A 13,994-nucleotide genomic window follows, 5' to 3' on the forward strand; every position below is an offset into this window, starting at 1 on the left:
ATCTTCGCGACCTGTATGAATATTAAAGATATTGAATTTATAAAGTTATTGCTTGATAAGCAATTGAAAATAAGTATTATTCCTCACAAAAATCCTGATGGCGATGCTATAGGTAGTTGTTTGGGATTGTATCACTATCTAAAAACTCATAATCAAGATGTTAAGGTCGTATCACCAAATGATTTTCCTGATTTTTTAAAGTGGCTACCTGAAGCTGAAAACATTCTTGTTTATGACAATGAACCAGAAAAAGCTACTGAACAAATCGAAAAGTCGGGATTAATTTTTACATTAGATTTCAACTCACTTAAAAGAGCTGATGTACTAACTCCGTTGTTGGAATCTTCAGAGGCTACCTTTGTTATGATTGATCATCACCAAGCTCCTGAAGATTATGCTCAAATTACGTTTTCTAATCCTAATGCAAGTTCAACGTGTTCAATGATTTACTCTTTCATTGATGCTATGGGAGACAAAAACTCTATAAATCAAATCATTGCAACTTGCTTATACACAGGAATTATGACCGATACAGGCAATTTTAAATATGCATCAACCACAAGCAATACATTCAAAATAGCTTCTTTTTTAATCGAAAAAGGTGCTAATAACAGCCAAATAAATAGTAATGTATTTGAAAATAATTCTTACAACAGAATACAGCTAATGAGTGTAGCTCTTAAAAATATGGTTTACCTGAAAGAATACAACACAGCCTATACTACACTCACTTCTGAAGAATTAGCACATTACAACAGCCAGAAAGGAGATACTGATGGATTTGTGAACTATGGCTTGACCATCAAGGATACGAAGTTAGCTGCTATTTTCATTCAGGAGAAAAACTATATAAAAATTTCTTTTCGCTCTAAAAATCAGCACGATGTAAATTCTTTTGCCCGAAAGTTTTTTAATGGAGGAGGACATATCAATGCTGCTGGAGGAAGATTTGACGGCTCAATGGAGGAAGCTACCGCTTTTTTTCTAAAGGTGTTACCCGAATTTCAGTAACAAAATCAAAACAGGAGAATTATGTTTAAAAAATTGACTTTTTTGATTACAATGGCTCTTTTGATAATGAGTTGTAGTGAAAAACCAGCTCGTCGCCCAATTTCTGTCAAGAGTGGTAATACTTTTTTGAAAGAATCAGCAGAAAAAAACAAACAACTTCTTAGCTCGGAAGAAGCTTTGATTGATTCCATAATCAAAAAAGATACATTACACAACTTTGTCGATTCGCAACACGGGTTCAAATTCTACTACACGCAACAAAATCCTGACGCTACCTATACAGCTCAGTTTGGCGATAAAGTAATTTACAACTATAGTATTTCTGACATCAACGGAAGTGAAATTTATAGTGAATCAGAAGATGGGAATTATCAATATTTTGTTGAAAAAGAAGAGCTTTTTTTGGGACTTCGATCTGCTTTAAAAATTTTAAAAGAGGGAGAAAACGGTGTTTTCTTCTTTCCTTCAGAAATTGCTTACGGGTATCGAGGCGATAAAGACAAAATTGAAAATAATCAGCCAATCATTGCCAAAATACGAGTAATAAAAATCGAGAAAAATAAAAATACACAGGAAATAGATACTAAAAAAGATACAATTTTATCAAATCAATAAAGTTTTCAAGTAAAAATTTAATTAAAAATCAATATTTTATGAAACGAATGAACATCATTATGTTGTTTTTTGCAACGGCAATTTTCTTTAGTTGCAAATCGCAGAAACCTTCTAACTTAGGAGATGGATTATTTGCTGATATTCAGACTAATAAAGGGAATATCATCATAAAACTTAATTACGAAGAAACGCCCGTTACTGTGGCAAACTTTGTTACATTAGTAGAAGGGACAAATTCTTTTGTGAAAAGTGAATTCAAAGGGAAACCTTACTACAATGGTGTAATTTTCCATCGTGTTATCAAGGATTTTATGATTCAGGGTGGGGACCCAACAGGAACTGGAATGGGCGACCCAGGCTATCGATTTGAAGATGAATTTGTTGACCATCTAAAGCACGATAAAAAAGGAATACTTTCAATGGCAAATGCAGGACCTGCAACCAATGGTAGCCAGTTCTTCATAACTCACGTACCAACTCCTCACCTTGATGGCAGACATACAGTTTTTGGTGAAACCGTTGAAGGATTGGAAGTAATTGACTCTATTGCTAATGTAGCTACTGCGGAGGCAAACAGACCTATTGAAGATGTGAAAATCAACAGCATATCAATCATACGTAGTGGAAAAGGAGCTGAAAAATTCAATGCCGTTAAAACCATCGAAGATTATTTTGCTAATGCAGAAAAAAGAGAAAAAGAAAGAGAAAACAAAATTAAAGAGTCTACAAATAAATTTTTAGCTGAAGTTAAAGTACAAGAGACTGAAGCTAAGGCGTTCCCTTCTGGAATAAAAGTTCTCATTTTAAGAGAAAGTGAGGGAGAAACTCCTAAACACACACAACAGGTTCTTGTAAATTACGCTGGATATTTGACCGATGGAACACTATTCGATTCAAACGTAAAAGAGGTAGAAGAAGCTTTCGGAAAATACAATGTAGCACGTGAAAGAGGTAATGGATATACCCCAATACCAATGGATTACAACAAATCTGCTCAATTAATTCCTGGCTTTAAAGAGGCTTTACTTACTTTAAAAGTAGGTGAAAAAGCTCGAGTTTTCATTCCTTCTGCGTTAGGATATGGAGAAAGAGGGGCTCAAGGAGTTATCCCTCCAAATAGCGATTTAATTTTTGATATTGAAATTGTTGGAATTGCACAATAAAAAATGATTTATAAAATAAAAAAAGCGGCTAAAATAAAGCCGCTTTTTTATTTACAGAAAAGAACTACTGAAAATCAGCATCTGAAACTCCTTCATTCAATTTTAAGTCTGTAACTTTAAATTCAAAAGCCTGACCAGCCATTGAAGATGAAATCACAAAAGGAAATCTAATCCCCTTAACTTCACGATAATCACCATAAGTTACAATAGTTTCAAAAGTTTGACCACCCATCTCTGCAACAGAAACTTCTGCAACTTTCAAACCTGAAGCTACATCATAGAAAACCTTTTTACTATCAGAAAGAGCAATCACATAAACGTCTTTCCCCTCGTGAGATTCTATCCCTATCAATCTCAAACTACTATCACTAATTTGATTAACTTCAGGAAAAACACCTGCTTCTTTCTTCAACACTTCAGCATCTTTATCCGAAAGAGGAATTTTCTGTCCTTGTGCCTCTGCTGAAACAATATTTCCGTTAACCAATTGTTTGGAAAGCATCATTCCCATTGCTCCCATCGTTTGTAAAAACTTGTCATTACCACTACGTTTTATGGAAAAATCTACTGGCATTCCTTGTATCTCTCCTTTTGCCTCCATCAGTATTGTTTTTACAGATTTCACATCTCCGATAGCTTTTAAATAATTTTCTAAAATAGTTTTTACACTTACCCCAGCAGGAACTTCTTTTTTCTGAGTAATCTTTGTGGTTGGGTTTCCGTATTTATCAAAATAAAAAACTGGTAACTTTTTCCCTTCAAATGTCAAATTCTCAAATTTATCGGCTACATCACTCGCCTTACTAACAATCGTAAAACGCAGATTATCAATATTAAAATATTTATTAGCAACGCGTTTGATATCTTCCTTAGTTACCGCATTTATATTTGCAATATAATTTTTATAGAAATCATCAGGCAAGTTTTGTGTTTTTATATTAATTGCATAACTTGCTGTTGTTTGAGGATTTTCTGTCGCCATTATGAACTTACCTAAATATTGAGATTTTGCTTGGGCAAGATGTTCATTACTAACATATTCATTACGAATACGTTGAATTTCTTTTAAAATCTCCAGAACAGCACGGTCCACTACATTATTTCCTACTTTGGTCGAAACTCCAAAATTCCCTTTTGTCCATTTATTTGGTTTGGTATAGGACCCTGCACCATAAGTAAATCCATTTTTTTCACGCAGATTCATATTGATGTAACTTCCAAAACCTCCTCCCAAAATATAATTGGCTATAATCACAGGAAAGTAATCTTTATCAGACATTTTCAAATCAATCAAATTATCCACACGTATTTCAGATTGAACCGCACTGGATAAATCCACCAAATTGATTTGTGTAGTTTCTGCATTTTTAGGAGTTATCAATTCTTCAGAAGTTGTTCTTATTGACTTCCACCCTTTAAAATATTTAGTTATCAGATTTTTAGCTTCCTTCGGATTAATATCTCCTGAAACTACCATATATGCATTTGTTGGTAAAAAATGCTTTTTATAGAAAGCTTTAACATCTTCCAAAGTGATGCTATTAATAGTTTCTTCCGTTAGATATTCTCCGTAAGGGTGATTTTTCCCATAGACTAACACACCTTGTACACGCCCAACGATTGACTCTGCACTATTTTCTCCAGCCTTAATTCCTTGAACTAATTTGGCTTTTTCTTTATCCAATTCCTCTTGGGTGAAATTGGGATTTAGTGCAGCATCTGCCATAAGCTGTAAGATTCGTGGAAAATATCTGGTTAGTGAAGATGCACTTGCTCCTCTTGCTGATAATGAGATATTTCCAGCCAAATAATCCACCTCTTCATTAAAAGCATCTTTTGAAATAGATGTCGTTCCATTTCCCATCAAAGCTAATGTAATTTCAGAAATTCCCGCCTTATCTCCCTCAAGAATAGGAGCTTCATCAATGTTCAAACTAACACTTATTTTAGGAAGCTTATGATTTTCTACCACTAATAATGTTAATCCGTTAGGCAATTTATACGTTGTGGGAGTTCCCAAATTAATGGTAGGAGTTTTTCCTGAAACAGGCATTTTTGACCTATCTACCTGAGCCTTTGTCATTGACATTGCAAATAAAAAAATTGATGTTATTAGAAATTTTATATTCAGTTTCATACGCGTAATCATTAAAATTATTGTTTTAAGTTTTCAGGCAAATAATCAAGATCTAAACGCTGATTTTCATTAAGATATCTTTTAGCTACACGCTGAATATCTTCTCTGGTTATAGAGCGATATATATCTATTTGCTTGTTTATCAAACCAGTATCTTTATAAAAAAGATAATAATTTGCCAATGAAAGAGCAATTCCCTCCATATTTGAATTGGCACTTACAAAGCGACTCTCTATTTGATTTTGGAGTTTGTCGAACTCTCTTTTTGAAATCAACTCATTTTGAAGTTTTTGAATTTCCTCATCCATTTCTTTACCAAGCGTTTCTAAGCTGATTCCTGCCATTGGCAAAGCCCCCATAATATATGTTCCGTAATCTTCCTGCGAATCTGAAAAAGCTAACACCTGCAAAGCTGTTTTCTTTTCATCAACCATCTTTTTATACATACGTGAACTTTTTCCTCCTGTTAAAATTGAAGAAATTAAATCTAAAACATACGCATCTTTTTCAGTCATTCCAGGAGTTCGATAGGCGTATATTTTTATAGGCAGCTGAATATTTGCATCATAATCAGTTACTTTAATAGCTTTTGTAATCGGTTCTTCCTGAATTTTTGTACGAACGATTTTTTCTCCCGTATTAGGAATTGACCCAAAATAGTTCTCAATCCACTTTTTAGTTTGGAGCTTCTCAAAATCTCCTGTAACAACCAAAACGGCATTATTCGGATTGTAGAATTTCTTTTTGAAAGCGATAAATTCTTCCAACTTTGCCGCGTCTAAATGTTCAATTTGTCCAATAACGGACTCTCCATAGGGATGTTTTTTGAATAAATGTGGGTTTATTCCTGTACGATACATAATTTTCCCATAAGGAGCATTGTCAAGACGTTGCTTTTTCTCCTCTTTCACGACAGAATTCTGTGTACTTACGCCAATTTCATTAATTACAGGGTGTAAAAGTCGTTCAGATTCCATCCAAAGTCCTAATTCAAGACTGTTTGAAGGAAAAACTTCGTAATAGTAGGTCTTGTCTTGTGTCGTGAAAGCGTTATTTGTACCTCCGTTTGAAGATACAATATCGAACCATTTTCCCCGTTCAATGTTTTGCGTACCTTCAAACAAAAGATGTTCAAAAAAATGCGCAAATCCTGTACGAGTCCTGTCTTCGTCTTTTGCCCCCACGTGGTACATAACTCCCACAGCTACAACGGGTGCCGAATTATCCTGATGCAAAATAACGTGTAAGCCATTTGTCAGGTCATACTCCTCAAAAGCAACTTCCTGTGCCATACTAAAACTTCCTGAAAGCATAACTGCTGTTAATAATAATTCATTTTTCATACATTAAATGGTAAAATTTCGGCTAAAATAAAAATTAATTCTTTTAAAAAATACATTTTTTCAAAATGTCTTACAAAAAAATTCTTCAAGCTTTCATTTCTCTAAAAAATTAAAAAAACAACAACATACTTTTTTCTAAAAAACTGCATTTATTTGAAATAATATAATATATTTGCCGTTGATATTTAGCATATATTTATAATGGAACACAAAAACAAAACTGCATTTAAATGGCTTTTGGTAGTCATTGTTTTGAGTTTGGGAATTGGTAATTTATTTGCCCAAACAAAGATTGTAACAGGAAGAGTTACAGATGCTACTGGTATTGTTTTACCAGGGGTTAGTGTTATTATTAAAAACACAAAGAAAGGTGTAGAAACTGATTTTTACGGACAATTTCAGATTGAAGCTCAAGAAGGTGACATACTTGTCTTTTCATACTTAGGTATGGACACTCAAGAAAAGAAAGTAACTTCAACGGACAGCAATTTTTCAATTGTTCTTAAGGAATCTATCAATCAGCTTGATGATGTTGTGGTGGTAGGTTATGGCTCTGCTAAAAAAATTAGCACCATTGCAGGTTCCATTGTAAAGGTAGAAGGAGAAAAGCTAACAAATAAGCCTTCAGCAAGTGTTTTAGACGCTTTGCAGGGAAAAGTAGCTGGACTTTCTATTTTTTCTACCTCTGGTGAGCCTTACGGAATGGGAAGCATTCGTTTACACGGAATGGGTTCTACCTATGGAGGAGCAGATAATCCTCTGTTCATCCTTGATGGTTCGCCTGTATCAAAAGACGTCGTAGTTTTGCTTAATCCTTCTGATTTTCAAAGCGTTTCAGTTTTAAAAGATGCTTCAGCTACATCAATCTATGGAACCAGAGCTGCCAACGGAGTGGTTTATATAACAACCAAAAGTGGAAAAACAAGAGAATCTGCTACAGTTACCATAAGTTCTCAGTATGGTTTTTCAAGTTTGGCAAGTAGAAAGTTCTTTGATGGTATGATGAATCCAGAAGAATATGCAAGTTTCTTGGTTGAAAAGGGAGAAAAAACACGAGAAGAGGCTGATGAACTTCTTAAAGAATTTCCTAATAAGGTGCGTTGGGACAGGGTTTACTTTAAAGATAATGTACCTGACCAACAAATAAATATCTCCTTTATGGGAGGAGGAAGTAATACTCGCTACTATGCTTCTGGGGGCTATTATGAACAAGAAGGACTTATGTATCGTTCTGGTTTTAAGAGATATACAGCTCGTTTCAATCTTAATAGTAATATAAATAATTGGCTTAAAACTGAACTTAGCCTTTCATCTGGATATGCAGAATATATGCAAAATCCTAACGCAGGTGGAGGTATTAATAGTTTTTATGGAAGTCTTTCTGTACTTACCCCCCCTATTTATTCACCTGTTGATGAAAATGGAAATCGTTACGACTATATACCTGTCATAGGGCTACCTCACCCACACTATTTGGCAGAAAACAATCCATCTTTGTCAAAAAATACTAATTTTACTCCACAGGCAAATATTACAATTACACCAATCCAAAATTTGATATTGAAATCACAATTTGGGCTGCAATATTTCAATGTGCGTAGTGAAGAGACATTACTTCCTTCGTATGTAGAAAGAGCAAAAAGAGAGTATTTTTTCAGAGGAGAGGCTTTTGCAAGTAGAACCATTGTAGAGCGACTCATAAAAACATTCACCAATACTGCTGAATACAAATGGAATGTTAATGATAGTAATACCCTTACTTTCCTATTGGGGCAAGAAAGTATTGACGAAAATTATGGTTTTGTTAGTGCTTCGACACAGGGGCAAACTTCAGATAAAGCCACATTACTCATACACGGAGATAAAAACAAAGAAATAGGAGAAAGACGTTCAGAAATTGGTTACAATTCATTCTTTGGACGTATTGATTATCAACTTAAAGACAAATATTTCTTTGATATTTCTGCACGTCGTGATGGTTCTTCTCGTTTTGGTGCAAATAATCAATATGCTAACTTTTGGGCTTTTGGTGCATTGTGGAAAATTGGTGAAGAAAACTTCCTTAAAAAGCATTCGTGGATAGACAATCTTGATTTGAAATTCAGTATTGGAACCAGTGGAAATTCAGATGTAATTTCTGACTATGCCTCTTTAGCTTTAGTTCGTAATAATAGTTACTATAAGGACAAAACAGGCTATTTGTTGAGTGATCCTGGCAATCCAGATTTACAATGGCAAAAACAATTAAAAACCACTATTGGATTCAATGTTGCTCTTTTCAAAAAAATCAGCTTAGGTGTTGATTTTTACGAGCGAAAAACTACCGATATGTTAGGTCATATTTATCGTCCTTCCTTTTCAGGTACTATAGGAATTATGGAAAATGGAGGAAGCTTTAGAAACAGAGGTGTTGACGTTTCATTTTCAGCTAACCTATTTGCTAATGAGAAAAATAAATTCTATGTAACACCTTTCATATCTCTTAATTACAACCAAGAGAAAATTCTTTCTTTACACGAAGGAAGACCATACATTATCGGAGAATCTAGCCCAGTTAGCCAAATTGTAGGGCAACCCTTATTGTATGTATATCCTATATTCAAACACGTAAATCCTGAAACTGGACGTTCAGAGTGGTATGTACCAGGAGAAGATATCACACAACGAGTTAAAGATGATAGCAAGGTTACGACTACTTTTGATGAGCACGATCTTCGACAAAATACGGGTATCAAGCGAAATCCTCCTTTCAATGGTGGTTTTGGTTTGAATGCTGGTTATAAAGCTTTTAGTTTGCAGATGTCTTTTTCGTTTTCATCAGGAAAATATATGATAAACGCAGACCGTTATTATACTGAAAATCCAATTAATACAACTTTACATCCAGATAATAACCAAAGTAGAACAATATTTGACAACTGGAAAAAACCTGGTGATATCGCTCGTTTCCCAAGTTATGAACATGGAAATTTATTTACACAGTACGACAGCCGCTTGATTGAAGATGCTTCTTTCATTCGTATGAAAGATATAACACTCTCTTACACTCTTCCTGAGGAAGCTATCAAGCAAATAAGATTTTTCAAACAAATTCGTTTCTTCGGAACAGGACGTAACTTACTTACATTCACTAAATACACAGGATTAGACCCTGAGTTTGATGTGGATATATCATCAGGAGCAAACCCAAGTACGAAACAATATACTTTTGGAATAGAAGTTCAATTTTAATTAAAAGCAAAATGAAAAAGTTTACATATATTATCATTTTTGTAATTACCTTATCATTAGGTAGTTGTAGTAACTTAGATAAGTCACCCTATGAAGAAATTTCTAGGAATGAAACTTTTGAAAAAGTTATAGATGCCGAATATTGGACAAATGGTATGTACATTCGTCTACGACAAACTGTATATGGAGCATATGTAGGTATTAATGAAGTACAAGCAGACTTACTCAATATGGTCTCTTCAAGATCTTATAGCGATATACACCGTTGGGAACCTTTTACAGCCTCAGATGGTAACATTCGAGAAATATGGGCTGAGAATTATAGAACTATTGCTAATATCAATACAGCCCTTGAAGGATTCCCAAAAATTAAGCCAAAAGACGCTGATGAAGAGGAATTGCTAAAACAATATACTGGTGAAATGCATTTAGGTAGAGCCTTTTTGTACACACGATTAGCAACTGCTTTTTGTAAAGTGTATGATGCCAATACAGCTTCTACTGATTTAGGATTACCTTTGGAAAAAGTTTATGATGTGAAAACTAAAAACCAAAGAGCCTCTTTACAAGAAACTTATGATTTTATTCTATCCGACATAACAAAAGCAGAAGACTTGCTAAAAAATAAAACAGGAGCTATCAATGCCGATACTTTTACTATTGATGCTGTTAAAGCCTTAAAAGCAAGAGTTTTAATGTATATGGGAAAATGGGAAGATGCTTACAAAGTAGCAGAAGATTTAATTTTTTCGAATACGTATGCCTTAGCTACTTCTTCTGATGAATTGAGAGAAATATGGCACAAGGATAATGCACAGGAAAGCATTACGCAACTTTACATTGCTACTCCTAATCAGTTGCCTTCTACTAATAACATATATTTTTACATAGATTCCTCAAAACGATATAAGTCTGATTACGTTCCTACAAAATGGACTGTTGATTTGTTCGAAGATAACGATTACAGAAAAAGCGTTTATTTTGAAAAAGTTGAGTTATTTACAGCATTTAACAAACCTTACTCTGATATTTACATCGTACATAAATATCCTATAAATGAAGCCTTATCAACAACAGGAAGCGATAACTATGCTCACGCACCAAAGGTTTTCCGCATTCCAGAGTTGTACTTAATAGCCAGTGAAAGTGCTTTCAAAAATAATGATGAGGGTAACGCACGAAAATACCTCAACTTATTAAGAGAAGCAAGAGGTTTATCAAGTGTAACAGTTACTGGAGATGCTTTATTTCAGGAAATTAAAAATGAGCGTTCACGTGAGTTAGCTTTTGAAGGATTCCGACTTTTTGATTTAAAAAGATGGAAGGAGGGCGTTACCAGAAGAACTCCGCAAAATACGGAATTTTTGGAAGATACACCAAAAGACCAATATTATGAGTTAAATCGTCCAGCTGACGATTTCAAATTCGTGTGGCCTGTTCCTGCAAGAGATAGAGAACACGGAAAGTTGCAACAAAACCCTGGTTGGTAGAAACTTATCATAATATAAAAAAGGAGCGAAAATTTGCTCCTTTTTTTATATCTTATTTTTCAATAAAATTCTATTTTTCTTTCACTAAAATATTATTTTTAAATAAATTTCGTGAGTTTTCAATAAAAATATTCATTGAATCGATTGTTTTTTTATCTAAATCCTTAAAATTATCCTTCTCATATTCTTTACACGGAAGTATTTCAAAAAGATGATGTTTACTATTGATTTTCTGAGTTTTATTTACCCAAACCAAATGATAACCTTTATCTATAATTTGGGTTGTTTGTCCATCTTTAAAAAATGTTATCTCGAACATAGCTCCACCATCACAAGGACTTTTTCTTTGATTTGAAATAAAATTTCCTAAAGAATATACCACCAGACGCTCGTTATGCAAACTCGTCATTGGAGTGTAGTACATCGGTTGCAAAACGTGTGGATGTCCACCAATGATAACATCTACTCCATTTTCAAATAAGAAATTCGTAATGTCCTCTTGTTTTTTATTCTGTTTTTGCTGATATTCTACTCCCCAATGAATCACCACGATTAGTTTATCAAGATTTTGCTCTTTTGCCTTTTCTACATCTAACTTAATTCGCTCTAAATCAATCAAATTCACTATAGTAGGTTCAGGAATAGGTAAGCCATTTGTACCATAAGTATAGTTTAAAATTCCAACACTTATTCCATTTTTTGATAAAATCAAGAGATTGTTTTTACCGAAATCTTCCTGATTTCGGAAAGTTCCTGTATGAGCTATTTCAAGTGAATCCAATACATTTAAAGTCCTGATGATTCCTTCCTTCCCCCTATCACACGAATGATTATTTGCTGTAACAAACACATCTATTCCGCTTTCTTTACAAGCAACTGCCAAAGCATCAGGTGATGAAAATTGTGGATATCCTTTATAGGGTTTTCCTGCTAAAGTCACTTCCAAATTAGCAATAGCAAAATCAACCTTTTGAAAAAAATGTTTTACTTTTTCAAAAACAGGCTGATAATCATAGGTTTTTGTTTCAGGATTATACGCACCATCAATTTGAGGACTATGCCCCATTACATCTCCCATAAACAAAAGAGACATTGTATTACCCGATTGTTGAGCTTTAACTTCGAAAATAAAAATTGAAAATAGTAAAAAAAATATTTGCTTCATTACAGATTTTTTTCGCAAAAATAGTAAAATCTTTGACAATTACGCATTTTCACGTTTTATTCTACTTTATGTAACCTTTGTTACAAAATCATTGTTATTGATATATTACTTTTGCCCCCAATTAAATACAAAATATACTTTTTATGGAATGGATTTTACAGCCTTGGCCTTGGTATATAGGAGGTCCCTTAATTGGTTTACTAATGATTTTACTTATTCTATTAGGGAAAAGTTTCGGATTTTCCTCCAACTTCAGAACGCTTTGTTCCGCAATGGGAGCTGGGAAATCGTGTAGTTTTTTCAATTTTGATTGGAAAGCCCAACGATGGAATCTATTATTTTTAGTAGGGTCAATTTTGGGAGGAGCAATTGCTTTCCACTTCCTGTCGGATAACCACGTTCCAGAAATTTCCGAAAAAACAATCGTTGAATTGAAACAACTTGGTTTTAATAGTGCGGGTGTAATGTACTCTCCTTCAGAACTTTTCAATGACTTATCTGTAAAAAATATAATTATTTTACTTGTTGGAGGTTTACTTATTGGTTTCGGAACGCGTTACGCTGGAGGATGTACATCAGGACACGCTATTTCAGGATTAAGTGACTTACAACTTGGTTCATTAATTGCCGTGATAGGCTTCTTTATTGGAGGTCTCATAATGTCTCACTTTTTACTACCTTTAATTTTTGGATAAAATGAAAAATCTGGTTTACATATCTTTAGGAGTTATTTTTGGAATCATAATGTACAAAACTGAAACTGCTTCTTGGTTCAGAATTTATGAAATGTTTCACTTCCAATCGTTTCATATGTACGGATTTATTGGAGGTGCCTTAGTTATTGGAATACTAGGCATTCAATGGATAAAACGAACAGGTGAAAAAGATTTTGAAGGCAACCCCATTGTTATTCAACCTAAAGAAAGAAAAATTGCTCGTTATCTTATCGGAGGGACTTTCTTCGGATTGGGTTGGGCTTTAGTTGGAGCTTGTCCAGGACCTATGTTTGTGTTATTAGGAGCTGGTGTCTGGTCTATTTTGATTGCCATTATCGGAGCCTTAATTGGGACTTATCTGTACGGAGTTTTTAAAGATAAATTACCTCATTAATCGTCGTTTTTTTCGAACAAATATCATAATTTTGTACATTCGAGTTTTCTATCTCTTTAAACAAAAGTAGAAAATCAAAATAAATTATTGATAAAATGACTTACAAAGAGCTTGTTACTAAAGCTTACAGCCATATTTTTGAAGATGAACTAATCTCTGAAATAGTTGAAGTATCTCACTTCGTGGAATTTAAGCAAGACGATGTACTGATGGACATAGACGCATATATCAAGTCGATACCTCTAATTTTATGCGGAACTATCAAAGTTATGCGGAGAGATTTCGACATTGGTGAGTTATTGCTTTATTTTGTTGAAAGAGGTAACACTTGTGCTATGACCTTAAATTGCAGTTCTGGAAACAAAAAAAGTAAAATTCGAGCTATTGCTGAAACTGACGGAATTGTAGCAATGATTCCTGTTCAAAAAATGGAAGAATGGTCAGGAAAATACAGAAGTTGGCGAACATTCATTTTTGAAAGTTACAATAATCGCTTTGAAGAATTGCTTTCTGCCATAGACAATATCGCATTTATGAATATGAATGAACGTTTGTACAATTACCTTTCGGAACGAAGTAAAGTTGAAAATTCAAGCATAATCAACAAAACGCATCAAGAAATTGCTGGGGAGCTCAATAGTTCGCGTGTTGTTATTTCCAGGTTATTAAAACTTCTTGAAAGAGAACAAAAAATAAAACTCAACAGAAATAGTATTGAACTCTTGTAAA

The 13,994-nt window shown here is 33.9% G+C and carries 11 protein-coding genes; 8 read left to right on the top strand and 3 right to left on the bottom strand.

The genetic code is table 11. The features are described 5' to 3' along the window. The first annotated feature begins 15 nt into the window (after nt 1–15). Genes CGC48_RS01865 through CGC48_RS01875 form a run of 3 tightly spaced genes read left to right on the top strand, consistent with a single transcriptional unit; the run spans nt 16 to nt 2,789 of the window. The gene (locus CGC48_RS01865) at nt 16–1,011 is read left to right on the top strand and encodes a DHH family phosphoesterase (protein WP_098028231.1); all 996 of its coding nucleotides are present in this window, start codon (nt 16–18) and stop codon (nt 1,009–1,011) included. 21 nt (nt 1,012–1,032) lie between these two features. Beyond that, on the top strand, nt 1,033–1,626 hold the full coding sequence (gene gldI, locus CGC48_RS01870) for a gliding motility-associated peptidyl-prolyl isomerase GldI (protein ID WP_098028232.1): 594 nt from the start codon (nt 1,033–1,035) through the stop codon (nt 1,624–1,626). A gap of 38 nt (nt 1,627–1,664) precedes the next feature. Further along, nucleotides 1,665–2,789 carry a peptidylprolyl isomerase gene (locus CGC48_RS01875; RefSeq protein WP_098028233.1) on the top strand — a complete coding sequence of 375 codons (1,125 nt, stop codon included), beginning with the start codon at nt 1,665–1,667 and terminating at the stop codon, nt 2,787–2,789. Between the two features lie 64 nt (nt 2,790–2,853). Here CGC48_RS01875 and CGC48_RS01880 read toward each other — a convergent pair whose 3' ends face one another. Beyond that, entirely contained in the window at nt 2,854–4,878 is a 2,025-nt protein-coding gene (locus tag CGC48_RS01880; RefSeq protein WP_232780534.1) for a M16 family metallopeptidase, read from the bottom strand. A gap of 65 nt (nt 4,879–4,943) precedes the next feature. Further along, nucleotides 4,944–6,218 carry a M16 family metallopeptidase gene (locus CGC48_RS01885; protein WP_098029734.1) on the bottom strand — a complete coding sequence of 425 codons (1,275 nt, stop codon included), beginning with the start codon at nt 6,216–6,218 and terminating at the stop codon, nt 4,944–4,946. Nucleotides 6,219–6,470: 252 nt separating this feature from the next. Between CGC48_RS01885 and CGC48_RS01890 the strand changes: the two genes are divergently transcribed. After that, nucleotides 6,471–9,500 (top strand): SusC/RagA family TonB-linked outer membrane protein, encoded by a 3,030-nt coding sequence (locus tag CGC48_RS01890; RefSeq protein ID WP_098028235.1) that lies wholly within the window; start codon nt 6,471–6,473, stop codon nt 9,498–9,500. A gap of 11 nt (nt 9,501–9,511) precedes the next feature. Then, on the top strand, nt 9,512–10,990 hold the full coding sequence (locus CGC48_RS01895) for a RagB/SusD family nutrient uptake outer membrane protein (RefSeq protein ID WP_098028236.1): 1,479 nt from the start codon (nt 9,512–9,514) through the stop codon (nt 10,988–10,990). A 70-nt stretch (nt 10,991–11,060) separates the two neighbouring features. Here CGC48_RS01895 and CGC48_RS01900 read toward each other — a convergent pair whose 3' ends face one another. Continuing rightward, nucleotides 11,061–12,155 carry a CapA family protein gene (locus CGC48_RS01900; protein ID WP_098028237.1) on the bottom strand — a complete coding sequence of 365 codons (1,095 nt, stop codon included), beginning with the start codon at nt 12,153–12,155 and terminating at the stop codon, nt 11,061–11,063. A 143-nt stretch (nt 12,156–12,298) separates the two neighbouring features. Here CGC48_RS01900 and CGC48_RS01905 point away from each other — a divergent pair, with 143 nt between their 5' ends. From CGC48_RS01905 to CGC48_RS01915, 3 genes are all read left to right on the top strand, one after another. Then, nucleotides 12,299–12,850 (top strand): YeeE/YedE family protein, encoded by a 552-nt coding sequence (locus tag CGC48_RS01905; RefSeq protein ID WP_098028238.1) that lies wholly within the window; start codon nt 12,299–12,301, stop codon nt 12,848–12,850. Between the two features lies 1 nt (nt 12,851). Then, nucleotides 12,852–13,265, top strand: a complete 414-nt coding sequence (locus tag CGC48_RS01910) for a DUF6691 family protein (RefSeq protein ID WP_098028239.1) — start codon at nt 12,852–12,854, stop codon at nt 13,263–13,265. A gap of 95 nt (nt 13,266–13,360) precedes the next feature. Continuing rightward, complete coding sequence (locus CGC48_RS01915) at nt 13,361–13,993, top strand: Crp/Fnr family transcriptional regulator (RefSeq protein ID WP_098028240.1); 633 nt, start codon at nt 13,361–13,363, stop codon at nt 13,991–13,993. Nucleotide 13,994: the final 1 nt, after the last annotated feature.

This window comes from Capnocytophaga cynodegmi, assembly GCF_002302475.1.
In the GTDB taxonomy this organism is placed as follows: Bacteria; Bacteroidota; Bacteroidia; order Flavobacteriales; family Flavobacteriaceae; genus Capnocytophaga; species Capnocytophaga cynodegmi.